Genomic DNA, 21,017 nt, shown 5'->3' with positions numbered 1-21,017 from the left:
CCTGAAGAACAGCGCTGTCCGCTCGCCTTGCCGATCTCATGGCGAGGCGCTGCTCCAGCGTCTTCTACCGCGTGTGCCCGTTCTCCGCTTCCCGGCAATCGAAGATAATGGCTCGTTTCTAAAAATCGTATGGATCGTGAGCGATGGGTCGTAATCTGCCTTTGAACGCGCTGCGCGCGTTTGAAGCCTCGGCGAGGCACCTCAGCTTCACGCGTGCGGCACGCGAGCTCAGCGTCACTCAGGCCGCGGTCAGTCAGCAGGTGCGCGTGCTCGAGGAGCGCCTCGGGGCCGTGCTCTTCAAGCGGTTGCCGCGCGGGCTCGGCATGACCGACGAGGGCCTCGCACTGCTGCCCGTGCTGACCGACGCTTTCGACCGCATCGACGCGGTACTGAGACAATTCGAGGGCGGCCACTTCCATGAAGTGCTGACCGTCGGCGTCGTCGGCACGTTCGCCGTCGGATGGCTGATGCCGCGTCTCAATCGATTCCGGGCCGACCATCCGTTCGTCGAGTTGCGACTGCTGACCCATAACAACCTCGTCGATGTCGCCGCCGAAGGGTTCGATTGCGCGATCCGTTTCGGCGACGGCAAATGGCCCGGCATGCAGGCCGAGCGCCTCATCGAGGCGCCGCTCGGCGTGCTCTGCGCGCCCGACGTCGCGGCGCGGCTGTCCACGCCTCGCGACCTTGCCGATGAGACGTTGCTGCGCTCGTATCGCGCCGACGAATGGGTTCGTTGGTTCGAAGCGGCCGGCGTCGAGCCTCGAGCGATCCGGGGGCCCGTCTTCGACTCGTCCCGCCTGATGGTGGAAGCGGCCATGCAAGGGGCCGGCGTGGCGCTCGCGCCGGTGCGGATGTTCGAGCGCGAGTTGCGCTCGGGGCGCCTTGTCTGCGCATTCGACGTCGAAGTCGATACAGGAAGCTACTGGCTTACGTGGCTCAAGTCCAAGCGCGTAACGGCCGCGATGCAATCGTTCATGAGCTGGATCGTCGCGCAGGCACAGCCCCTGGGCTGACCCCTCAGGCGAAACCGAGGCGCTTCGATAGATCCGCAACGAGAATGGCCAGTCGGGCGGGCTTCTCGTAGCATGAGACATCGAGCCGGCGAATGACATCGCTGATTTCCGATTCGCTCGCCTTGCCTGTGAGCAGCTCCCCGGTCAGCAGAAAGACAGGGGCGGCCGACTGACGCGAGCGGCGGACGGCTTCGATCGCCGCTGCCGCCGTTTCGTCGCCGAACAGCCAATCCGTGACCACGGCATCAAACGTTTGCGTGCGCAGCGCGTTTTCGAAATCCGAAAGACTTTCGTGCACGACCGGGCTGAAGCCGCTTTGCTCAAGATACGCGCGCAGCGCTTCCGCGGCGGTGCGATCGCTGTCCACCACGGCGACCACGGGCCGGCGATCCTGCGCGCGCTGCGGGTGGATTTCGATTTTGACGACTTCGCACGCATCGGCCGCAAGCGCGCCTTCGGCCCGCACGACTCGCCACTGGTCGCCGCGCGGGTAGGCGACGTACTCGGCATATCGGTGGGCGTTGACCGGATTGCCGATCCAAGCGATGCAGGGCCATTCCGCGGGACCGATGCATAGCAACGCCTCGCGTGCGCTTGCTTCGGCGACCCCGGGTTCGTCATGTGCCATCCCGACGAGCTGCGCCGCCGGCTCGTTGAACGCTTCGGCGACCTTGCGGATCTGCGCGAGCGTCCACGGGCTGCTGCCGCGCAGTTTGCGGTGCCCCTGGGAGAAGCTCAGCTCCAGTATCCGGCACAGCTCGGTCGTCTGTTGCCGCTTGGCGATGCCGCGCTTTGTCATCAGCGCGCGGACGCGTTCGGCGACGGCCAGTGAATCCATTGAGGTTGCATCGTTTGTCATGCTGCTGAGGACGTTTCGTCGTCCGAGAGCGATTATGGAATAACCCCCCGCCGCGCCGCGAGAGGGCGGAGCGGCCGGCGAAACATACGAAGGAGCGCGGCGTATTTTAACCGCGCAACCAAGCTGCGCCGTTTTTCAATTGTGTATCCAGCCGTTAAGTTTGCAACTATCGACGACGCTGATCGCGATAACGAATCGACGCCCGCGAGGACACCGGCGTTGTTGTCCCGAGTCAGTGCGTCACCGAGAGAAAGAGGTAGGCGGCGAACACGGACAGATGCACGGCCCCTTGCAGAATCGTCGTGCGGCCCGTCGCGAGCGTGAGCGTGCTGACGAGTAGCGTCAGCGCGAGCAGAACGGTTTCCATGCCGCCGATGCCGAGCGTGAGCGGGCGGCCCACCGAGACGAATACCGCGGCGACGGTCGGGATCGTGAGCCCGATGCTGGCAAGCGCGGAGCCGAGCGCCAGATTGAGGGCCGTTTGCAGCCGATTGGCGTGGGCCGCGCGTGCGGCGGCCATGCCTTCGGGCAAGAGGACCAGCGCCGCGATGACGATGCCGACGACCGCCTCAGGCGCGCCGGCGCCTACGACCATGCGCTCGACGGCGGGCGAGAGCTTCTTGGCCAGCAGGACGACGGCGATGAGACAAACCGGTAGTGCAATGCTGCTGACGAGCGTGGTGGTGAGGCCAGGGGGCGCCGCATGCGCCGACTCGTCGCCGTTGGCCTCGCCGGCGAGAAAGTAATCGCGGTGCCGCACGGTCTGGATGAAGACGAAGACGCCGTAAAGCACGAGCGACGATACGCCGGCGAAGGCGAGTTGCGACGGCGACAGGACGGGGCCCGGCACGGCGCTCAGATAGTTGGGCATGACGAGCGTCAGCACGGACAGCGCCGCGAGCACGGAAAGCGCGGCGTTCGCGCCGCGCACGCGGAAATCCTGCTCGCCGTGGCGTAGGCCACCCAGCAGCAGACATAGCCCGACGATGCCGTTGCAGACGATCATGACCGCCGCGAAGACCGTATCGCGTGCAAGCCCCGACTTTTCGGGGCCGGCGGACAGCATCACCGAGACGATCAGCGCGACCTCGATGATCGTCACGGCCACGGCCAGCACGAGTGTCCCGAGCGGCTCCCCGACGCGGTGCGCAACGACCTCGGCGTGGTGCACGGAGGCAAAGACGGCCGCGGCGAGCGCGAGCGCGACCAAGACGAGGAATAGGCCATGCTCGCCCGCATACGGCGACGCAGCAAGCACGGCCCAGGCGACGATCGGCGTGGCGAGCGTCCAACGGGGCAGCGGATGAGGCGGTTCTTGCATCGTTCTTGTCCTTCTTTCGGCAGGTCCGGGGCGCCGCTCGCCGGGGAGGCGGCGGGCGAATGCTTTCACGCGTGAAGTAAGATGCCAGACGCCCTTGCATCAAGGCAAACATTCTTCCGCGATGAATATGAATGCCGAACCTTACCCTATCGTTCCGCTCGTGCGCGACGAACTGCCTGTGGACACCGTCGAGCTCGCCCGGTTCATGATCGGCAAGTGTCTCGTGCACGATTCGCCTCGCGGCCGCATGAGCGGCAGAATCGTCGAAACCGAAGCGTATCCCATCGGCGATTCCACGAGCTATGCCTTCCGCGGGCTGCGCCCTTACAATGAGCCGCTCTTTCGGGCGCGCGGGCATGCTTACGTGCGGCTAGTGTACGGTGTCTCGTACACGATCAATATGTCGAGCGAAGAAGAGGGCGTCGGCGCGGCCGTCCTGTTTCGCGCCGTCGAGCCGCTCGACGGGCTCGCCTTGATGCAGGCGCGGCGTCCCGGGGCCCGCGTTCTCGATCTTGCCCGCGGGCCGGGCCGTCTTTGCACGGCGTTCGATATCGGCCCACAGTGGGACGGTGCCGATCTATGCTGCGGCGCAGGCTTATGGATCGGTCGCCTGAACGATCGTTCGGACGCCCCCGGTGCTCCGGAGCGCCAACCGGTCGCCGCGACGAAGCGAATCGGGCTCTCGCGGGAAATGCATGCGCCACTGCGTTTTTATGAGCCCGGCAGTCCGTTCGTCAGTGGTCCTAAGCGATTGCTGACGGCTCCCCTAGCGGGGTGAGCGCATGCGCCGGTGTCGCGCTCACGCGGCTACGGCCACTGATTCGAACAGCGCGCGGCGCGTTTGCGCGCCGAGCATGATCGTGAGAGCCACCGCATGTTCGACGCCGACCTGCATCGGGGGACCGAAACGGTGCGTCTCGACGCCCGCTTTTCTGAGCATGCGTTCGATGGCGATCGTCGTGACCGTCACATAGCTTGTGATACCCATCCGGTCCGCAAACCGGACGACTTCGCGCATCGCCTCCAGTGCGAGCGCCGCGAAGCCGAAGCCGCGTTTTTCCGGTGATTCGATCGCAAACCGGCTCAACTCCCAGACATGCGGCGATCGAGGTGCCTGCCGGCCATGCAGCAGATCGGCAAACGTATCGCGCAGCATGTAAGGTGCGGTGGTGGGCATGAGGCGCCAGCACCCGCACAGCGCGTCGTGCTCATCGTGGACCAGCATGTAGTACGGCGAGAACGCGTCGTACCCATCGATTTCCATGCCGGAGAGGATGGCTACCTCCCATCCCATTCGCTCGCCGAAAACGCGGGCTCGCAGGCGGTACATACAGGCCAGTACATCGACATCGAAATCTTTTTGAGTGCCGATCGCGATTTTCGCTTTCATCTCGTCCTCCATCGTGGTTGGGCTAGCCGATGCGCATAAACCATATGCAGCCTGCTTGCGATGCGAAACTGGCAAGCAAGATAGGTTCAAATGACAGGCGATACTTGGGATGATTCGCGTACCGAGTACGGAACAAGGTGAAAACAAATGTCAATCATCGATGCCCGCTCTATCGAATCTACCGCTAACGGCCTCCCCGAGCCGCGCGAAGGAAATATCGACAATGCATTCGTTCAGGCTTATCGAAGGAAGATAAGAGAAAGCCAAAAAGTCTTTTGGGCGCGTTTCGGCGTCACGCAATCTCGCGGTAGCCGCTTCGAGCTCGGCGCCAATATTCCGAAGCCCGTGATGCTGCTGCTGAAGCTGTATTTCGCACACCGAATTACTGATGATGACATTTCCATCGCCTTGGGAAAGCGCGCGCCGGCTCATCGGCCGGCATCGTTCAGTAGGGATCTATTAAACCCATTCGGGTCGCTTTGACGGCCGCGGCGCTTCTCGAGCTGACGCCGAACTTGGTGCGGATATTGGCCATATGGAAGTTCACGGTGGCTTCCGAGCAGCCGAAGATCTTGGCGATCTCCCAGGTCGATTTGCCTTGTGCCGTCCACTTCAGGCACTCGTACTCGCGGGGCGTCAATTTCGGTATCAACGTTTCGGCGTGACGGGAGAGGAAGCGCTGGCCGGTGTCGAAAGCCACGTCCCGAAGTAGAGCCAAAAAAGGCAAATGGCGCCGCACGCTCGATTCCAGCTCGCGGCGCGATTGATCGCCGCATGCGAAAGAAAGCATGCCGACTTCCTGTTTCGGCCCATGGATTGGCAGAGAGACGCCGGTCGCGAGGCCGTGCCGGCGCGCCTCTTCGTACATTTCCTTTTGCCGGGTTTCGGTAAAAGCCGCCGAAGACCAAATAAGCGGTGCGGTTTGCCTCAGGCAATGGATCACGGTTGGATCGATACGCACGAACGCTCGCTCGTCATAGGTCTCTCGCCAGGAGGAAGCGTGGTTGCTGTGCAGGTAGACGTCGGCATAGCGCATGCCCGGACGAGGGATGACGGCGAATAGCGTATGGTCGAAGCCACATCGGCGCGCCGTCAGGCATAGCGCGCGAAACCAGGACCTCTCGTCGGCCGCACGCCAAAGCGCCGACATCGGTTCGATAAAATTACGCGGCATAAGTCCTCGCAAGTCGGGATTGCCCGCCCGGGAGGACCGGGGCGATATTTTTTTCAAGGTTGTTTTCCGCAAGGTCTGTTGTTGGACTTTTATCGTTCGGAAATGATCGCGAACGATGCCTCGGCTACGCGTTCCAATGATGCCATCTATGCCCGATGTCGTCTGTAGTCGAGGGCTATCAATTGCGTATCAAATCTGACTAATTCGAGTAGACATTCGAAATTGCGACGGGCGGAATCGATTACAGATTCGCGCTACGATAATTGTTTTATCGGATCAAGAATAAGTCATCCGGATTTTTATAAGTCGAACCGATACCATTCAAGGTCACCGACTGAACGCGGCGGCGTGCAATGCAAGAAGTCCCCGAAGGGGGATTCCCTTCAGGGCTGAGGGCGGACTCCGAGAGAAGGGGCTTGGGGGCGTCGGTCGCCCCTAACGAGGTCAGGTATGTGCCCCCATGATGTAATGCTCGAGTTGCTGAATCGTGAATTGCTGGTCGGAGATGATTGTCTTCACGAGGTCGCCGATCGATACCATGCCGACGAGCCGGTCCTCGTCGATGACGGGCAAGTGGCGCATCCGATGGGCTGTCATCAGAGCCATGCATTCTTCGACCGTATCCGTCGGGCGCACGTAGCGAACATGGGCAGTCATGATGTCCCGCACGGGCGTCGTTTTGGACGAGCGTTCCATGAGCACGATCTTGCGGGCGTAATCGCGCTCGGTAATGATGCCGGCGATCTTGTTGTCGGGGCCTTCAGTGACGATGAGCGCGCCGATTTGATGCTCGGCCATCAGCTTGACGGCTTCGAACACTGAATCGTCCGCGTCGATGGTTACGACGGGACGGCCATGGTGCATTCGCGGTTCAGACTTCGTCGTGAGGATTTGTGCAACGCTCGGCATGTTTCGTCTCCTTTTTGTCATCTGACGACGGCCCGGATAGGTTGCGGCGCGAGCGAAGCGGTGCGGCGCCGATCCGTTGGATGGAGTATAGGTGGTCGAGCGGCGAGGTGCTGTCGCCCAACCGGCGCCAACAAACGCTCAAAAGGAAGGCGCCCGCCGCGATGAGCCCTTTTTGGCGCGCTTCTGGTGGGGATTGCTATTTCCGGTGGGCCTCCGCTCGGGGCAAGCGCCAGGGAATACGGGTACACTCCCGACTAGCGCCGGTATTTGGCGCGCGGAGATCGTCCTTTCAACTTGCGAGAGTCATGCCCACGTTTTCCCCATCGTCGTCGACGGACGGCGACCGCGCAGAAGAATGCGTCACGCTCGTCGCTACCGCGACCCTTCCTACCCGGTACGGCACGTTCAAGTCGTACGCGTTTCGCGTGAATTCCGGTGATGCCGAGCACCTTGCGCTCGTCATGGGCGATGTGAGCCACCAGAATTCGGTGTTGACCCGACTGCATTCAGAATGCCTGACCGGCGATGTGCTGGGGTCTTACCGCTGTGATTGCGGCGAACAGCTCGATCTCGCGCTGCGCTACATCGCGGCAGAGGGGCGCGGCGTGCTGCTCTATCTGCGCGGACACGAAGGGCGCGGCATCGGCCTCTCGAACAAAATTCGAGCCTATGCACTGCAGGAGCAAGGGCTCGATACCGTCGAAGCGAACCTGGAGCTCGGGCTGCCGGACGATGCGCGCGAGTACGATTCGGCCGCGGCGATTCTGCGAATACTGAAGGTCACGTCAGTCAAGCTGATCAGTAACAACCCGAAGAAGTTCGACACGCTGGCGAAGCACGGAATCCCCGTCTGCGAACGTGTGGCCCTGGCGATTCCCGTGCGCGACGAGAACGAGCGCTATATTCGTACGAAGCAAGCCAAGTTCGGGCACTACTTCGAAGAGAACGAGTAGTTTGGGGCTGGGGTTTGTGAGCAAACGCCTGCTTCAAGCGGCAAGACGCACTCGCTCGACGTGCGGCACACCTTTCTGGCGAGCCTGCCAAAGGTCGTACGCTGCCTGTTGAGCAATCCACAAGTCGGCCCGCCCACCATTTTCGATGCCCAGCCATTGCTCCAGACGTAACGCCATTTCGGGCGAGATTGCGGCATGACCATTCAGCACACGCGACAGAGCAGTGCGCGTCACGCCAAGCTGTTCAGCTGCTTCCGTGACCGTGAGCCCCAGTTCGGGCAGTACGTCTTCGCGCAGCGTTTCGCCGGGGTGCGGCGGATTGAAGATTCGAGTCATGATTGCCTCAGTGATAGTCTTGGTAGTCCACCAGAATCGCATCGGTGCCGTCAAAGGTGAACGTCATACGCCAGTTGCCATTGACTCTGACCGAATAGTGACCGGCAAGATCCTGCGCCAGGGGATGTAGCCGCCACCCCGGCACGTTCATGTCCTCGGGGCCGCTGGCTAAGTCCAGCCGGGTCAACTGGCGAAGCAGCTTGTCGGCGTGATCTGGTCGAATACCCTTTTTGGAGCCTGTCTCGAAGAAACCCTGGAGGCCCTTGTGCCGGAAGGACTTGATCATTTGTGTAGTGTAGCGCAACGCTACACAACCTTCAAGAGTTGAGCGGAGCTGATGCGCGGAATCTTGGCTCTGATATCTGTCCCTACTTAAGACAAGTTCGGCGTAGGTTTTGCATAACCTTCCAGAAGCAGGCTTGCTGGGGCGAGACGAGTTCACTACTTCGAAGAGAACGAGTAGCTGGGGTCGCGATTGCGCTTGCGGTCGACTAAACGCCTTCCTTTGTCGTCGCGCAGACGGATCCCCGCCGGCACGGTCCGTCACTTTCCACCGTGTTTCGCCCGCCATTTCTCCATATAGGCGATTTCATCGTGCTGCGCCTTAATGATGCTCCTAGCCAGCCGCTTCAAGCCAGGATCCTTCCCGTACTTCACCTCCACCTCGGCCATATCAATTGCGCCTTGATGATGGGGAATCATGTGGGCGACAAAGTCTTTGTCAGCGTCGCCTATGTACGCGGGCGCGTTCATTTCCTTCATCATTTTCTGGTCCGCTTCTTTGTAGGCCGAGGTCGATGGGGACGACCCGTTGCCGGCCGCGCTGGGCATACTCATTCCCGGCATTGAAGCGCCTTGCTGCGCGCTCGCAGGAAACGCCGCAATGGCCAGTGACAGACCCGCGCAAACAGAAACGGTGCGTCGGACAAGAAGCTTTTTCATTTGCAATCTCCGTTTGGATTATTCGGAATGGCCATGATGCTGAGAGGCGACATGGTTATGCGAGCCCTGATGCCCAGCTGCGCGATGGTCGTGCTCGCCGCTTTTCATCATTCGCATCATCTCCCGGCCACCGGTTTTGAAAAACAGGACGGTCAGCACGATGAACGCGACGCCAAAGACAATGTTGAGAACGGTCGTGTAGTTGAACGTGATGGCAGCATCAATGACTGCCGTATGCCGTTCCTTCGGCACCCACCCCAGAAGCTGAAACAATGCTTCGACGACCAATGCAGCCACGACCATCGACAGATAGAAAGTCACGGCAAGGAACGTTGTCATTCTGCCGCCGTAATACTTCCGGTAGATGTTGAGGATCGGAAGGATGACGAGGTCGCCAAAGATGAAGGAAGCGACACCGCCGAAGCTGATACCGCCATTCCACAGCACCGCGGCGAGCGGCACATTTCCCACGGAACAGGTAAACGACGCAACCGCAATGAGCGGGCCTACAAACGCACCCCAAACCATCGCCGCCGTTGGATGACTGACGAGGAAGAATTTCTGCCAGAAGCTGTCGGGAACCCAGGCTCCGAGCGCGCCTGCGACGAGCAAGCCGATCGCGATGTCGCGCCACAGCATTGCCCAGTTCATCACATAGCTGTGGCTGATTGCTATCCACCCGTCCGGGGATAAGAGACGTTGCTTCCAGGTCCCATGCTGTTCGGCCATCGACATGGCTGCATGGCCTTCCATACTGCCGGCGATACCCTTGTCCGCCTGCTCGATAGCTTTGCTCTTTAACGACTCACTGAGAAAGAAGCGGAAGATCAATACGAGAACGACAATCATGATTGGGCCGCCGATGAACTCAGCGGCGGCGAACTGCCAGGAAATCAGCACCCACATCAGTACGCCCAGTTCGAGCACCAGGTTCGTGGCCGCGAATTGGAACGCCATCGCGGAGGTAAAGTTGCCGCCCTTGCGCACGATGGAGCGGGCCATGGCAACCGCGGCATAAGAACAAGACGAGGACGCCGCACCAAGCAGGCTGGCAACGGTCAGCGAGCGAGGCGACGCGTCGGGTAGGAGCTTCGACATCTCCGACTTCGACACGATAACTTCAATTACTGCGGAGAACAGGAAGCCGAGACTCAGCCCCCAGAAAATCTGCCACAGCATGGTGAAGGCCATCCAGAGGGCATGGCCGACTGCGGTGACTATCTCCATCGCGACCTCCTTTGGCTAGCGTTGTATGCGAGCAGCGCGCGGCTATAGAAGTAAATGCCGCGCGGCGAATGACTAAACTTAATGGTGTTGACCAGCTTCAGCGTTTTCATATCGAAAACGCCGACGAAGCGGGCAGCACCCTTCATGCCCACGAGGAAATCGCGGCAACTTTGCCAGACCCGAATATCCGCCGCATGACATGTCCATTACATTAAATTCCGTTTTCCGGGCTCCTTGAAAACCCAAGCGGTGACAGAGCATGGACCTTCACACGGTGGGAATGTCAATGGGGACGACGTCGCTGGTGTTCCTGATGTCCGCCTACGACATCGATCCCGGCACCTTCACGCCGCGCGTCAAAGAGATGACGGACTTCAACATGTGGACATGGAGTGCACGAGTCTTTCCGGGCGTCGTGAAGGTGCGCGAGGGACTTGGCCGCAACGACTATCGCGACCCGGGCTGGTTCAAGCACCCGAAAGGGACCGTCGCCTTCAATTACACCGGCGAACTGCCGGATAGCTGATTTCATGTGGGCTGAAAGTGACGCCGGCTGGTATACGCTTCCAGGGACAACCTAGCGTGCGCAACGATTCAACGATGCTACTTGACCAAGTCACTTCTCTGCAGTAACTTTACGATCGGCATTCAAAAATATGAACCATGTACAAAAACAGTGAGGCAACCCATGTCTGAAATGGCCGCCGACGCAGCGCGACCTTGCATAGGGTGGGCCTTCCAAGCACTGTGAAACTGAACCGCGTAAACCAAATGGCGTCTTGGAATCCGCCGCACTTCGCCGGCGTCGAGTATCGCGTGGAAGACGAGGTCGCCATCGTCACAATGAGCCATCCGCCGGTCAACGGTCTAGGGCTACCGGTCCGATGCGGACTCGTCGCTGCATTTGAAGCGGCACGGCGCGATGCGCGGGTTCGGGCGATCGTGCTCAATGGCGGCGGGCGCGGTTTTTCCGCGGGCGGCGATATTCGGGAGTTCGGGACCCCCGCCGCGACGGCTTCGCCAGCGTTGTCGCTGCACGTTCACCCTGTAATCGAGGCGAGCGACAAGCCGGTGATTGCGGCAATCCACGGCTTTGCGATCGGCGGAGGTCTGGAAACCGCGTTGGTTTGCCACTATCGGGTTGTCGCGGGCGATTCGAAAATCGGCCTGCCGGAGTGCAAGCTCGGCGTCATTCCTTTGTCAGGCACGCAGCGCTTGCCGCGCGTGCTGGGGCTCGCACACTCGATCCAATTCATTCTTGAAGGCCGGATCGTGCCAGCAAGAACTTTGAGAGACACAAAGTTATTTGACCGGGTCATCGAGGCAGACGAACGCCACGTATTATGTGTTGCGTTAGAACTGGCGCGAGAAAAGATGGGTACCACGTCGCTGCCGTTGATACGCCGGCTACCGGTCCCCCCTTGCGACTGGGTTCAGGTTGTCGCTGAAGCGCGCGCACGTCTTGCCCACAGCGATGCAATAGAAAACGAGTGCCTGAATGCGATCGCTGCAGCGGCCGAGTCTTCCGATTTCGATTCAGGGATGGCGGCAGCCCGTGCAATTTATGACCGACTCGTTGCCTCCGATGAGGTGTCGAGACAGCGGGATCGCTTTTTCCAATCGCGCCAGATCCATCGGAAATCATGCTAGTAATGCTCGTAACAGGCTCACCAGGGCGAGTGGCTGATCGAGCATCATGTGATGGCCCGCGCATGGCATGGTGATGGGGCCCTTTGCGGAGGGAATTGCTGCGACGATGTCGCGCGCGCGATCGGCGCTGACTACGCTGCTGCATTCGGCGTGAACGTAGCTGACCGGAACCTTGATGCGAGTCAGCAGGTCCGCCTCGCCTTCGACTGGTTGGACATTTCGCAACTTCGGATCGAAGCGCCATACCCAGCCGTCGTGGGTTTGACGAAGCGATGTCCGCGCGAGATGCTCTAGGAGCCACGGCTCGCAATCCTGGTCAGGGACGAGCCGAAAGCGGCTGACTGCGGTTTGCCAGTCCGGATAGGGGCGCGGCGGCGGGCGTCGTTCGACGATCGGCAACGTATCGCCGCGCAGCTTGAAATACGAGTCGAGCACGATCGCATGCGAGAGATGGTCAGGAAACGTCGCGCATGCCTGGAGCAGACGCGATCCGCCGAAGCTGTGGCCCACCACGACCGATGGTCCGGTGCCGATCGCGTCGACCACGGCGGCGAGGTCGTGGACGAACACATCGGCGCTGTATTCCTGCCTGTAGCCGCTGTCACCCATGCCGCTGAAATCCAAGGCGAACACGCGAAAGCGATCGATGAAGAACGGTGCGATAAAGTCCCACCAGTGCGCGTGCCCGAGGAAGCCGTGCGCAAAAAGTAGCGAGGGCTTGCCTTTGTCGGCGGCATTCCACGAGACGTAATGCACGGCGGTCCCGCTCGTTTCGGTAAAGTGCGATCGACGCGGCTCAAGTATCGCGCGATCGAACCAGGACGGGACACGAGCATTCATCTGGTTTCTTCCATAGGTGAGTCTGGCGCTGATATGGACGCTCGATTTGCCTCGATCCAGTCTGCCATCGGTGTCAGCTGTATACCAAGCTCTGCAAGCGAATCGATATCGACGCGATATCCGACCGCGTTGATCCATTCCTGCGCATTCACCCAGCCGGGAGAGAGGCCTTCGGCTAGCGCTTCGTCGGGGGAAACGCACGAGACTCTGATTTGTGCCCCGAAGACCCGGCTGAGGCGATGCGCGACTTCAAACATCGTGAGATTTTCCGCAGCCAGAGGCACTGTCTCGCGATGCCATCGTTGCGGATCATTTAGCGCGCTCGCGGCTAGCGCACCGACGTCGTCGGCGGCAATCCAGTCGAGTCGCGTTTCGGCGCGCAAGGCGCTGAGGAGCACGCCCTCGTGCAAATGCGGAAACATCGCGCGGGATTTCGGCTCAGCAAGGTTGTCCATCATGAATGCTGGCCGCAAGACCGTCCACGATTCGAAGCCCGCCGAGCGAACAGCCTCTTCAACCTCCCATTTGTCGGTCCAGTATTTCCTGTTCCAACGCTTTTCATTCCAGCCCGGAAAGGTTTGGTGATTGCCGGATTGCGCGACGGAGGTATGAACGAACTGAGTGACGCCCGCGTTACGCGCTGCGTCGATGAGCGCAAAACCGTGGCGCCGTTCGCTGTCGCTGTGGTCGAAATCGGGAAGCAGTACGGAAAAGACAGAACCGGTGCCCTTCAGCGCTTCTTCGAGCGACTCGCGTTCGTCCAAATCTCCGCGCAGTGCCTTCGCACCTTTTTCGATGAGTGCCCGTGCTGCCGGCGAGTCTGGATCTCGCGTCAGGAAGCGCACTTGGCGCCCGGCGCGAAGCAAGTGGCGAGCGGTGGCTCCCCCTTGCGCGCCGGTTGCGCCGATGACGAGTACCGCGTCGGATGAATCGATCATGACTTATCCCTTTGCCGAGCGAAAGAAGTAGGCGACGCATGTCGTGGCTCGGTGGCTTATGCACTATGACTCTTGACTCGGATCCGGTGAGAGTCATCGCAGATGCGCGGCCTAGTGCTCGGAGAGCGTTCCAATATTAACACGATGTTCGAAAAACTCGGGCGCGACACACAGCGGCTGGTCGCGCCGCCTTTCTGCTTTCTCATGCGGACATCAGCGATAACCCGAGGTTGCGAGTGTCGGCCTTGCGGGGGTACAGTTAATATTAGAAGGCTAGTAAAATAGAAGTGATGTGCCGGTGAAGCGGTGCGAGCTCGATGGCGGCTGAAGTGCTGCACAGAAACAGGCCAAACTGCTTTCACAGAAATTATAGATCTAATAGAATGGCGACGATCTAACCAGCGGGGCGGCACATGCCGCCGGGAGACGAAACATGTTGACGGTCGAAGAGAACGAGTTGCTGTGCCGCGTTGTGGGCGACGCCCCGATGGGAAAACTCATGCGGCGGCACTGGACCCCTGTCTGTCTGATCGAAGAGGTCAGTGAGCCGGACGGCGCACCCGTCAAGGCGCGCGTCTTCGGCGAGGATCTCGTCGTGTTCCGCGATACGGAAGGGCGGGTAGGTGTCATGGATGAGTATTGTCCGCATCGGCGCGCGTCGCTCGTGTACGGCCGCAATGAAGATTGCGGACTTCGGTGTCTGTATCACGGCTGGAAGATGGACGTGGCCGGCAATGTCATTGAGATGGTGTCTGAACCGGCAGCGAGTACGATGACCCAAAAGGTTAAGCACAAGGCGTATCAGACAAAGGAGTGGGGCGGCATGATATGGGCCTATATGGGGCCTCAAGATGCGATTCCCGAGTTTGTTCCGCCGCCGTGGGCGCCGACCGCGGAAACGCGCGTCACGATCGCGAAAGCGCTGCTGCCGTGCAACTGGGCGCAAGTACTCGAAGGCGCCATCGATTCCGCGCACAGCTCCAGTCTCCACTCGTCCGACTTCGTGCCGGCTCGCGTCGGCGGCGCGGAAGCGACGGCCAAGAACTGGTTGAGGCCATCTACCGACAAGGCGCCGCGCCTGCAAGTCGAGCGCACGAGCTACGGTTTTCGGTACGCTGCGATCCGACGGCCGATCTTCAATGCAAACACGCACGAGTACGTTCGTTCGACGGTATTCGTCGCGCCCGCAACGGTTTTGATCCCGCCCAACAATCTCTACAACGTGGCGAACGTGAACGTTCCGATGGATGACCATAATACGGCGTTCTATTTCATCGCTTGGGGCGATCCTAAGACCACGCCCGAGACCGAAACCTGGCGCAAATTCCTCTGCCAGCAGGTGGGGGTGGACCTGGACGAGTGCTACCGTCCCCTGCGCAATCACGAGAACAGGTTTTGGCAGGACCGGGAGGCTATGAAGGCAGGAAACTTCACCGGCATCAAGGGCTTCCCTAATCAGGACATCGCCATGTGGGTGACGATGGGGCCGATCGCCAATCGCTCCGACGAGCGGCTCGGTGCGAGCGATCTCGCGATCGTCGAGTTTCGTAAGCGGATGCTCGAGGCACTGCGCGAGTTCGAAAGCGGCGCGACGGCGATCGGGACGGCTGAGCTGACCCCGCCGCAGACGGTTTGTTCGTTCCAAGCGGTGATTCCGAAGGAAGTCGACTGGCGCGCGTATGAGACGAGGTACGTCTGGGGAGATATGGACCAGCCGGCGCTCGACACAAACTACCAGGTGACGCGTTAAATGTCCGCGGACCTAGTGCAACCGCGCCGGTTACGCATCGGTGTAGCCGGACTGGGTCGAGCATTTTCGTTGATGCTGCCAACGTTTCTGGCTGACCGACGTGTAGAGCTGGTCGCCGCTTGCGACCCACGTGCGGAAGCCCGGCAGCAATTCGCGAAGGAGTTCTCGGCGTCGACGTATGCCGATGTCCGGGAGCTCGCCGCCGACCCGAACGTCGAGGCAATCTATATCGCCAGTCCGCACCAGTTTCACGCGGCGCATACGGAGATCGCGGCAGCGCGAGGGAAGCATGTTCTCGTCGAAAAGCCGATGGCCCTGACTCTCGCGGAATGCGACCAGATGATCGACGCCTGTCGCCAGGCAGGCGTTGCACTTATCGTGGGTCATTGCCACAGCTTCGACACCCCGTATCTTGAGACGCGCAGGCTTGTCGCGAGCGGGGAGTTCGGAGCGATCAAAATGATCCATGCTCTGAATTTTACCGACTACCTCTATCGTCCTCGCCGTCCCGAAGAACTATCGACGGCAGAAGGAGGCGGAGCGGTTTTCAGTCAGGCCGCGCATCAGGTGGACATCGTGCGGTTGTTGGTGGGTTCGCCGGCGAGGCGTCTCAGAGCGACAGTCGGGCGATGGGACGCAGAAAGGCCGACGGAGGGGGCGTATAGCGCCATCATCTGGTTTGAGTGCGGTGCGTTCGCCTCCGTCTCGTATAGCGGATACGGACATTTCGACTCCGACGAATGGATGGGCTGGATCGGTGAGATGGGCGCGGCGAAAAGCCCGGACGCGTATGGAGGCGCAAGACGGCGACTGGCGACGCTGCAGTCTCCTGAGCAAGAGGCGCGGCTCAAGGCTGAGGGAACCTACGGTGGTGCTTCGTACAAGCCGCCGTCCCCAGAACGCTTATCCTTCTGCCATCAGCATTTCGGTCCGATGATCGTGTCGTGCGAACGAGGGGACCTCCGGCCAATGGCCGACAGCATTATCGTTTATGGCGATATGTGTTCGGAACGACGACCTGTCGACTTGCCGTCGGTGCCGCGAAGAGAAGTGATCGACGAGCTCTACGCCGCGGTTCTGGAGAAGGCGCCACCGATTCACGATGGCGAATGGGCCAGAGGGACGCTGGAGATATGTCTTGCGATGCTGAAGTCGAACGAAAAAGAGAAGGACATCGAACTGTAGAGCCGCCCGCCGCTCGCGGCTAAAAAGAGAAGGGCGTATCTGCGGCCTTCTCGCATTCCAGGCTATCGATACTTGCACGGCATACGACGGCTCGCCACCCAGCTCGCCCAACAGGTGGCGCACGATGGCGAAGCCGAGTCCGCCATGGTCGATGCTGCCACAATCACGACCAACCACAGCACGCGGCGAACAATGACTGCCGCATCGTCGCTGCCTTGCTGCCCGAGTTGGGCGTTGTAACGGCGGTGGTCCACCAGTGCGGCGTTGAGTTTCTCCGCCAAGGGCATCAATTGCGAGTGTGCGAGCGTGAACGCAGCCGACGCGTTCGACTTCGACAAATCGAGTGTCTTTTCGAGCACCCCATCGTAGTTCGCGAGCAATTCGCGATCAGTGGCAAGCATCGCACGATCGCGATCGTCGGAGACCAACGGCTAATAGCGTTTCAGCGCTTCGACAATACGTTGGTGCTGAGCGCTGATCTTATCGGCGATCTCGTTCTTCTCGGCTGCATCCGTGCTCAGCAGATGTTGATATACGAGCACCCGGGTCGTGCCGAAGCCACCTTGTGCCTCGTCAAGGACCACGAGGCTCGGGACGGTGTTGACGCTCGCGTAGGAAGCTGAATCGTAGACGCGTTGTATTTCATAGAATGCGAGCCCCGATATAAGCGAGAGGCCAAGCGTGGCGCACGCGATCAGAACAGTCAGCCGCTTCCCGACACTCAATCGATAGAACCACTTCATGCGAACCCTCCACAGGTATCGTTTCAAAACGCGGCTGATCCATCGGCCAGCTAGAAAACGGGCTGGCCTTGCCGATCTTTACGGCGCTTTTGCGGCGATCTTGAAGCCTGGGGTTTACGCGGCATGACATCGTGATTAGTACTACGGTTTCGTTCGGTCAGAGCTTGAAGCCCTCAAGACTGGCTGGATGAAACAACTCTTTTGCTTCCAGCAGGTGCGCCGATAGACCCTCGTCGAAGTGCTGCTTGAGGAACCGATTGATGACGCTTTCGTTTGCCGCGAATCCGTAGGACCAGAAATCCGAGCCCATCAGCTTACGCGCGGCGCGCAGATGATCTTCCACGAAGGGAAGGGTAACCTTCGTCGCAGAAGTGTCGTTCAGGCGGGAAAGTGCGATAGCCTTCGACTTTTCGAATGCCTTGACCACGGCTTCGGGCAACCAACGATAACGCTCGGCGAGTTCCTTCCGGATGCCCAAGGTGTGCATGATCGGAAAAATCGACGTCCGCCGGTACCATTCCGCGGCGCTCGCGTGAGGGTCTTCAAACAGGTACCTGATCTGCGGATGCCCTCGCTCGAAGCACGACGGCGCTCGCGGCCCGATGAGTGCGTCGATTTCGCCGGTCTCGAGCATGCCTGAGATTGTCTTTCCTTCCGGTGCGTTCTCGAGGTGCACGTCCGGCGGAAGCCTAAGGGCGATCTTTTCTACGCGCGTGGGGTCTTCATAGCCTCCCCGAACCCAGGTGACGTCAGATGGTTTTACGCCATACTCCTCGTTGAGGAAGAGGCGGACCCAGACGTTTGCCGTGAGCTGATATTCCGGAACGCCGATCCGCTTGCCCTTCAAATCTTCGGGGCAGCTAATTCCGCGGTCGGCGCGAACATAGATGGACGTGTGGCGAAAAGCGCGCGAGGGGAAGACCGGCACAGCGATATACGGCGAGACCCCCGCTGCAGTCTTGACAGAATAGCTGCTCAGTGAGAGTTCGCAGATGTCGTAGTCCGCATGCCGGAACGCCCGGAAGAAAATTTCCTCCGGCTCCTGCAACATGAATACGGGATCGACGCCATCGATCTGGACGTCACCATCGACGAGCGGCCGGATGCGGTCATAGTTCCCGACGGCGATGGAAAGCTGAAGCTTGCTCATTGATACTCCCGTACTGATTGCAGATATGTGTTGTGTGAAAAGGCGCTCATGCGGCGAGCTTTTTGACGGGCACGCCGAGCAGGACGACGACACCCCCGAGGAACACTAGAGCGGCGACGAGAACGAGGCCGGCCGCAAAGGTGCCCGTGACACTTTTAACCCAACCCAAGGCGATCGGAGCGAAGAACGCGCCGATCTGCCCGAGGCTACTGATGACGCCGATGCCACCTGCCGCGGCATCGCCGGTTAGATAGGTTGGCGGGATGGACCAGATTATCGCTGCGGCAGCGAAGTAGCTGATCGACACGAGACTGAGACATATAATCGCCGCAGACCAGTTGTGAATCAGCAGGGTGAGCGTCGCTGCTCCGATGGCACCCGCAGTCGTCGATGCGATGAAGTGCCACCGGCGCTCGAGCATCAGGTCTGAGCTTCGCGCGATTATCAGCATGCCGACCGCGCCGACGATATAAGGCAATGCCGACAGCAGGCCGATGTGCAGTATGTTGCTGATGCCAGCTAGCTTGATGATCGTCGGTGTCCAGTAGTTCAGGATCGTGCCGCAAAGCGGCACGGTCGCCCAACCGGCGGCCATCACATAGACCTTCGGGTCACGAAGCGCAGCGAGCAGCCTGTTCGGCGCATCATGGGGCTTTGCACGTCGGTCCGCCTCGATGTCGTCGATGATGATCTGCTTCTGATCGTTAGTCAGCCAGTGTGCTTCCTCAGGACGGTCAGTCAGATAAAAGAACGCAACGACGCCAGCGATGACCGCGGGAAGGCCTTCGAGAAAGAACAGCCATTGCCAGTTTCGATAGCCCCAGACATCGGCGAAGTTCTGAAGGATGAAACCGGAAAGAGGGCCACCAATAACGCCTGCGGCCGCAATGGCCAGCAGGAAGCGCGATGTGATTCGCGCGCGACGCACCGCGGGATACCAGTAAGTCAGGTAGAGGATGATGCCAGGCCAGAAACCGGCTTCCGCTGCCCCCAGCAGTGTGCGAGCAAGGTAAAACTGCCATGGGGCCGTCATAAATGCCATCACGGTCGAGATGCTGCCCCACAGCAGCATGATGCGCGTGACAGTCCGACGCGCACCGATTCGTTTGAGCAGCAGTGTGCTCGGCACTTCCAGCAGGATGTAACCGATGAAAAAAAGACTCACACCGAGTCCGTACGCTGCATCACTGAGACCCAGATCCTGCTTCAACTGTAGTTGGGCGAAACTGACGTTGACCCGATCGAGATAGTTGAGCACCCAACACAAGAAGAGAAAAGTCATCAACCGCAGGGTGACCTTCCTGTAAGTTCCCTCGACTTGCTGTGCATCCGCTATGGTGCGCCCGGACGAATGTCCATATCTCAGCGCTGAATCTGTCATCTGCGTCTCCGGGTTTCCTTGCTTCATGCGTGATATGCCCCGGCTGCGGGGTGATCGCTCTCACGCAGTCAGCATTGTAATTAGACATCTAATTGTAGAGGTTAGGGAAGCTGAGAGTTTTTGGCAACCAAGGGTTTGTACCGACGAACACCACCTGCACCCCGCGCCGAATCGCAGTATAATTATATATCTAATTGTTAGCGCTGGCACGATTGCCGCGAATGATTCCATGGAGACCGGTATGAGCCCCTTCCAGGACGATGTCCTGTCAAGTTTGAAAATCGTGGGCAAGCAGCGGGTGGCGCGCGACATCTGGCGTTTCGAGCTGCGCAGTCCCGCCGGAGACGACCTGCCACCCTTTGAGGCGGGGGCCAACATCACCGTACAGGTACCAAGCGGCGCCCGGCGCCGCTACTCGCTCTGCAACAGTCCCGAGGAACGCGACCGTTACGTGATTGCGGTAAAGCGGGATGCCAACGGTCGCGGTGGTTCGATCAGTATGATCGATGATACCAAGGAGGGTGATCTGATCTTCGCATCGGCGCCGAGGAACAACTTTCCGCTCGATGCGCGGGCGCAGGAGTTCATCTTGATCGCAGGGGGAATCGGTATTACGCCGATGCTCTCGATGATGCATCAATTGCGTTGGGAAGCGCTGCGCAAATTCCGGTTGGTATACGTCGCTCGCGATCCGGAGGCGACGGCGTTTCTTGACGATCTCTCGGGCGAAGAGTGGCGACCGTACGTAAAGATCCATCATGACTATGGCGACCCTTCGAAGTCGTTCGACTTCTGGTCGGTGTTCGAACGGCCGGGTAAAGCGCACGTGTATTGTTGCGGGCCGCGGGCGTTGATGGATGCGGTCAGGGATATGACGGGACACTGGTCGCCAGGAAGCATTCATTTCGAGAGCTTTGGTGTCGATAGCTCGGTTCTCAGAGAGAACAAACCATTTACTGTCAAACTCGCACAGTCAGGTGGGACATACGAGATTCCGGCTGACAAGACCATCCTCGAGGTGCTTCGCGATGCCGGAATCCGCATTGCCAGCTCTTGTGAAAGTGGGACGTGCGGTTCCTGCCGGACTCGGCTTTGCGGCGGTACGGCAGATCATCGAGATCTCGTATTGCAGGAAGAAGAGAAGGAAAGCCAGGTCATGGTTTGCGTGTCGCGGGCGACGTCGGAGGAACTCCTGCTGGACCTCTGAAGTGGGCCGGCCCCTCGGGACGAGATGCGAGGTCTCGCCATCCGCC

At 60.0% G+C, this 21,017-nt stretch carries 24 protein-coding genes and 1 pseudogene; 10 read left to right on the top strand and 15 right to left on the bottom strand.

Annotated elements, in window-relative coordinates:
* Positions 1-143: 143 nt before the first annotated feature.
* On the top strand, positions 144-1,016 hold the full coding sequence (locus tag B0G57_RS04990) for a LysR family transcriptional regulator (RefSeq protein ID WP_018439392.1): 873 nt from the start codon (positions 144-146) through the stop codon (positions 1,014-1,016).
* A 4-nt stretch (positions 1,017-1,020) separates the two neighbouring features.
* Here the strand turns inward: B0G57_RS04990 and B0G57_RS04985 are convergent, their stop codons facing one another.
* Together B0G57_RS04985 and B0G57_RS04980 are read right to left on the bottom strand one after the other, a co-directional pair.
* Positions 1,021-1,875, bottom strand: a complete 855-nt coding sequence (locus B0G57_RS04985; RefSeq protein ID WP_026229433.1) for a helix-turn-helix domain-containing protein — start codon at positions 1,873-1,875, stop codon at positions 1,021-1,023.
* A gap of 232 nt (positions 1,876-2,107) precedes the next feature.
* Positions 2,108-3,196: a calcium:proton antiporter gene (locus B0G57_RS04980; RefSeq protein ID WP_018439394.1), complete on the bottom strand. Its 1,089-nt coding sequence runs from the start codon at positions 3,194-3,196 to the stop codon at positions 2,108-2,110.
* Between the two features lie 127 nt (positions 3,197-3,323).
* On the opposite strand from B0G57_RS04980, the gene B0G57_RS04975 reads away from it, so the two are divergent.
* Positions 3,324-3,974, top strand: coding sequence for a DNA-3-methyladenine glycosylase (locus tag B0G57_RS04975; protein ID WP_026229434.1), 651 nt, complete (start codon positions 3,324-3,326; stop codon positions 3,972-3,974).
* A gap of 21 nt (positions 3,975-3,995) precedes the next feature.
* On the opposite strand, the gene B0G57_RS04970 is transcribed toward B0G57_RS04975, so the two are convergent.
* On the bottom strand, positions 3,996-4,586 hold the full coding sequence (locus B0G57_RS04970) for an acyl-homoserine-lactone synthase (RefSeq protein WP_020566040.1): 591 nt from the start codon (positions 4,584-4,586) through the stop codon (positions 3,996-3,998).
* Between the two features lie 147 nt (positions 4,587-4,733).
* On the opposite strand from B0G57_RS04970, the gene B0G57_RS31285 reads away from it, so the two are divergent.
* Complete coding sequence (locus B0G57_RS31285; protein WP_189595301.1) at positions 4,734-5,069, top strand: helix-turn-helix domain-containing protein; 336 nt, start codon at positions 4,734-4,736, stop codon at positions 5,067-5,069.
* On the opposite strand, the gene B0G57_RS04960 is transcribed toward B0G57_RS31285, so the two are convergent.
* Positions 5,032-5,736 carry a helix-turn-helix transcriptional regulator gene (locus B0G57_RS04960; RefSeq protein WP_018439398.1) on the bottom strand — a complete coding sequence of 235 codons (705 nt, stop codon included), beginning with the start codon at positions 5,734-5,736 and terminating at the stop codon, positions 5,032-5,034. The two genes, B0G57_RS31285 and B0G57_RS04960, sit on opposite strands and share 38 nt — an antisense overlap.
* A gap of 468 nt (positions 5,737-6,204) precedes the next feature.
* Complete coding sequence (locus tag B0G57_RS04955) at positions 6,205-6,669, bottom strand: CBS domain-containing protein (RefSeq protein ID WP_018439399.1); 465 nt, start codon at positions 6,667-6,669, stop codon at positions 6,205-6,207.
* A 305-nt stretch (positions 6,670-6,974) separates the two neighbouring features.
* Here B0G57_RS04955 and ribA point away from each other — a divergent pair, with 305 nt between their 5' ends.
* Entirely contained in the window at positions 6,975-7,622 is a 648-nt protein-coding gene (ribA, locus tag B0G57_RS04950; RefSeq protein WP_018439400.1) for a GTP cyclohydrolase II, read from the top strand.
* Positions 7,623-7,655: 33 nt separating this feature from the next.
* On the opposite strand, the gene B0G57_RS04945 is transcribed toward ribA, so the two are convergent.
* The 4 genes from B0G57_RS04945 to B0G57_RS04930 form a co-directional block, all read right to left on the bottom strand.
* Positions 7,656-7,958, bottom strand: a complete 303-nt coding sequence (locus B0G57_RS04945) for a HigA family addiction module antitoxin (protein WP_018439401.1) — start codon at positions 7,956-7,958, stop codon at positions 7,656-7,658.
* A 7-nt stretch (positions 7,959-7,965) separates the two neighbouring features.
* Positions 7,966-8,244 (bottom strand): type II toxin-antitoxin system RelE/ParE family toxin, encoded by a 279-nt coding sequence (locus B0G57_RS04940; RefSeq protein WP_018439402.1) that lies wholly within the window; start codon positions 8,242-8,244, stop codon positions 7,966-7,968.
* A 257-nt stretch (positions 8,245-8,501) separates the two neighbouring features.
* Positions 8,502-8,900 (bottom strand): CopM family metallochaperone, encoded by a 399-nt coding sequence (gene copM / locus B0G57_RS04935; RefSeq protein WP_020566041.1) that lies wholly within the window; start codon positions 8,898-8,900, stop codon positions 8,502-8,504.
* A gap of 18 nt (positions 8,901-8,918) precedes the next feature.
* Positions 8,919-10,127, bottom strand: coding sequence for a permease (locus B0G57_RS04930; protein ID WP_018439404.1), 1,209 nt, complete (start codon positions 10,125-10,127; stop codon positions 8,919-8,921).
* Between the two features lie 68 nt (positions 10,128-10,195).
* Here B0G57_RS04930 and B0G57_RS31075 point away from each other — a divergent pair, with 68 nt between their 5' ends.
* The 3 genes and pseudogenes from B0G57_RS31075 to B0G57_RS04920 all read left to right on the top strand — a co-directional run bounded on the left by B0G57_RS31075 (position 10,196) and on the right by B0G57_RS04920 (position 11,777).
* Positions 10,196-10,342 (top strand): hypothetical protein, encoded by a 147-nt coding sequence (locus B0G57_RS31075; RefSeq protein WP_158256603.1) that lies wholly within the window; start codon positions 10,196-10,198, stop codon positions 10,340-10,342.
* 89 nt (positions 10,343-10,431) lie between these two features.
* Positions 10,432-10,653 (top strand): annotated as a pseudogene (locus B0G57_RS04925) (hypothetical protein); the annotation flags it as partial.
* Between the two features lie 290 nt (positions 10,654-10,943).
* On the top strand, positions 10,944-11,777 hold the full coding sequence (locus B0G57_RS04920; RefSeq protein WP_223258547.1) for an enoyl-CoA hydratase-related protein: 834 nt from the start codon (positions 10,944-10,946) through the stop codon (positions 11,775-11,777).
* Here the strand turns inward: B0G57_RS04920 and B0G57_RS04915 are convergent.
* Both B0G57_RS04915 and B0G57_RS04910 read right to left on the bottom strand, forming a co-directional pair.
* On the bottom strand, positions 11,769-12,617 hold the full coding sequence (locus B0G57_RS04915; protein WP_018439408.1) for an alpha/beta fold hydrolase: 849 nt from the start codon (positions 12,615-12,617) through the stop codon (positions 11,769-11,771). The genes B0G57_RS04920 and B0G57_RS04915 overlap by 9 nt on opposite strands.
* The gene (locus B0G57_RS04910) at positions 12,614-13,555 is read right to left on the bottom strand and encodes an NmrA/HSCARG family protein (RefSeq protein ID WP_018439409.1); all 942 of its coding nucleotides are present in this window, start codon (positions 13,553-13,555) and stop codon (positions 12,614-12,616) included. Before B0G57_RS04910 ends, B0G57_RS04915 begins: the two co-directional genes overlap by 4 nt.
* A 433-nt stretch (positions 13,556-13,988) precedes the next feature.
* Between B0G57_RS04910 and B0G57_RS04905 the strand changes: the two genes are divergently transcribed.
* A complete protein-coding gene (locus B0G57_RS04905) occupies positions 13,989-15,305 on the top strand; it encodes a Rieske 2Fe-2S domain-containing protein (RefSeq protein WP_018439410.1) in 1,317 nt (438 codons plus the stop codon).
* Between the two features lie 72 nt (positions 15,306-15,377).
* Positions 15,378-16,490 (top strand): Gfo/Idh/MocA family protein, encoded by a 1,113-nt coding sequence (locus B0G57_RS04900; protein ID WP_018439411.1) that lies wholly within the window; start codon positions 15,378-15,380, stop codon positions 16,488-16,490.
* Positions 16,491-16,552: 62 nt separating this feature from the next.
* Here B0G57_RS04900 and B0G57_RS04895 read toward each other — a convergent pair whose 3' ends face one another.
* From B0G57_RS04895 to B0G57_RS04880, 4 genes are all read right to left on the bottom strand, one after another.
* The gene (locus B0G57_RS04895) at positions 16,553-16,891 is read right to left on the bottom strand and encodes a hypothetical protein (protein WP_146013315.1); all 339 of its coding nucleotides are present in this window, start codon (positions 16,889-16,891) and stop codon (positions 16,553-16,555) included.
* 30 nt (positions 16,892-16,921) lie between these two features.
* Positions 16,922-17,233: an MCP four helix bundle domain-containing protein gene (locus B0G57_RS04890; RefSeq protein WP_026229437.1), complete on the bottom strand. Its 312-nt coding sequence runs from the start codon at positions 17,231-17,233 to the stop codon at positions 16,922-16,924.
* A 157-nt stretch (positions 17,234-17,390) separates the two neighbouring features.
* Positions 17,391-18,383, bottom strand: a complete 993-nt coding sequence (locus tag B0G57_RS04885) for an ABC transporter substrate-binding protein (RefSeq protein WP_018439412.1) — start codon at positions 18,381-18,383, stop codon at positions 17,391-17,393.
* A gap of 46 nt (positions 18,384-18,429) precedes the next feature.
* The gene (locus B0G57_RS04880) at positions 18,430-19,764 is read right to left on the bottom strand and encodes an MFS transporter (RefSeq protein ID WP_026229438.1); all 1,335 of its coding nucleotides are present in this window, start codon (positions 19,762-19,764) and stop codon (positions 18,430-18,432) included.
* Positions 19,765-20,005: 241 nt separating this feature from the next.
* On the opposite strand from B0G57_RS04880, the gene B0G57_RS04875 reads away from it, so the two are divergent.
* Positions 20,006-20,971, top strand: coding sequence for a PDR/VanB family oxidoreductase (locus B0G57_RS04875; RefSeq protein ID WP_020566042.1), 966 nt, complete (start codon positions 20,006-20,008; stop codon positions 20,969-20,971).
* Positions 20,972-21,017 lie beyond the last annotated feature (46 nt).

The sequence above is a fragment of the Trinickia symbiotica genome, assembly GCF_002934455.1.
GTDB lineage: Bacteria > Pseudomonadota > Gammaproteobacteria > Burkholderiales > Burkholderiaceae > Trinickia > Trinickia symbiotica.
The sequence above is the reverse complement of the archived record's forward strand: the minus strand, read 5'-3'. Positions and strand labels throughout refer to the sequence as shown.

Bases quoted from the DNA above. Each gene is read 5' to 3' on its own strand.
- B0G57_RS04990 (WP_018439392.1), top strand. From the start codon at position 144: ATGGGTCGTAATCTGCCTTTGAACGCGCTGCGCGCGTTTGAAGCCTCG.
- B0G57_RS04985 (WP_026229433.1), bottom strand. From the start codon at position 1,875: ATGACAAACGATGCAACCTCAATGGATTCACTGGCCGTCGCCGAACGC.
- B0G57_RS04980 (WP_018439394.1), bottom strand. From the start codon at position 3,196: ATGCAAGAACCGCCTCATCCGCTGCCCCGTTGGACGCTCGCCACGCCG.
- B0G57_RS04975 (WP_026229434.1), top strand. From the start codon at position 3,324: ATGAATGCCGAACCTTACCCTATCGTTCCGCTCGTGCGCGACGAACTG.
- B0G57_RS04970 (WP_020566040.1), bottom strand. From the start codon at position 4,586: ATGAAAGCGAAAATCGCGATCGGCACTCAAAAAGATTTCGATGTCGAT.
- B0G57_RS31285 (WP_189595301.1), top strand. From the start codon at position 4,734: ATGTCAATCATCGATGCCCGCTCTATCGAATCTACCGCTAACGGCCTC.
- B0G57_RS04960 (WP_018439398.1), bottom strand. From the start codon at position 5,736: ATGTCGGCGCTTTGGCGTGCGGCCGACGAGAGGTCCTGGTTTCGCGCG.
- B0G57_RS04955 (WP_018439399.1), bottom strand. From the start codon at position 6,669: ATGCCGAGCGTTGCACAAATCCTCACGACGAAGTCTGAACCGCGAATG.
- ribA (WP_018439400.1), top strand. From the start codon at position 6,975: ATGCCCACGTTTTCCCCATCGTCGTCGACGGACGGCGACCGCGCAGAA.
- B0G57_RS04945 (WP_018439401.1), bottom strand. From the start codon at position 7,958: ATGACTCGAATCTTCAATCCGCCGCACCCCGGCGAAACGCTGCGCGAA.
- B0G57_RS04940 (WP_018439402.1), bottom strand. From the start codon at position 8,244: ATGATCAAGTCCTTCCGGCACAAGGGCCTCCAGGGTTTCTTCGAGACA.
- copM (WP_020566041.1), bottom strand. From the start codon at position 8,900: ATGAAAAAGCTTCTTGTCCGACGCACCGTTTCTGTTTGCGCGGGTCTG.
- B0G57_RS04930 (WP_018439404.1), bottom strand. From the start codon at position 10,127: ATGGAGATAGTCACCGCAGTCGGCCATGCCCTCTGGATGGCCTTCACC.
- B0G57_RS31075 (WP_158256603.1), top strand. From the start codon at position 10,196: ATGACTAAACTTAATGGTGTTGACCAGCTTCAGCGTTTTCATATCGAA.
- B0G57_RS04915 (WP_018439408.1), bottom strand. From the start codon at position 12,617: ATGAATGCTCGTGTCCCGTCCTGGTTCGATCGCGCGATACTTGAGCCG.
- B0G57_RS04910 (WP_018439409.1), bottom strand. From the start codon at position 13,555: ATGATCGATTCATCCGACGCGGTACTCGTCATCGGCGCAACCGGCGCG.
- B0G57_RS04905 (WP_018439410.1), top strand. From the start codon at position 13,989: ATGTTGACGGTCGAAGAGAACGAGTTGCTGTGCCGCGTTGTGGGCGAC.
- B0G57_RS04900 (WP_018439411.1), top strand. From the start codon at position 15,378: ATGCTGCCAACGTTTCTGGCTGACCGACGTGTAGAGCTGGTCGCCGCT.
- B0G57_RS04895 (WP_146013315.1), bottom strand. From the start codon at position 16,891: ATGCTTGCCACTGATCGCGAATTGCTCGCGAACTACGATGGGGTGCTC.
- B0G57_RS04890 (WP_026229437.1), bottom strand. From the start codon at position 17,233: ATGAAGTGGTTCTATCGATTGAGTGTCGGGAAGCGGCTGACTGTTCTG.
- B0G57_RS04885 (WP_018439412.1), bottom strand. From the start codon at position 18,383: ATGAGCAAGCTTCAGCTTTCCATCGCCGTCGGGAACTATGACCGCATC.
- B0G57_RS04880 (WP_026229438.1), bottom strand. From the start codon at position 19,764: ATGACAGATTCAGCGCTGAGATATGGACATTCGTCCGGGCGCACCATA.
- B0G57_RS04875 (WP_020566042.1), top strand. From the start codon at position 20,006: ATGAGCCCCTTCCAGGACGATGTCCTGTCAAGTTTGAAAATCGTGGGC.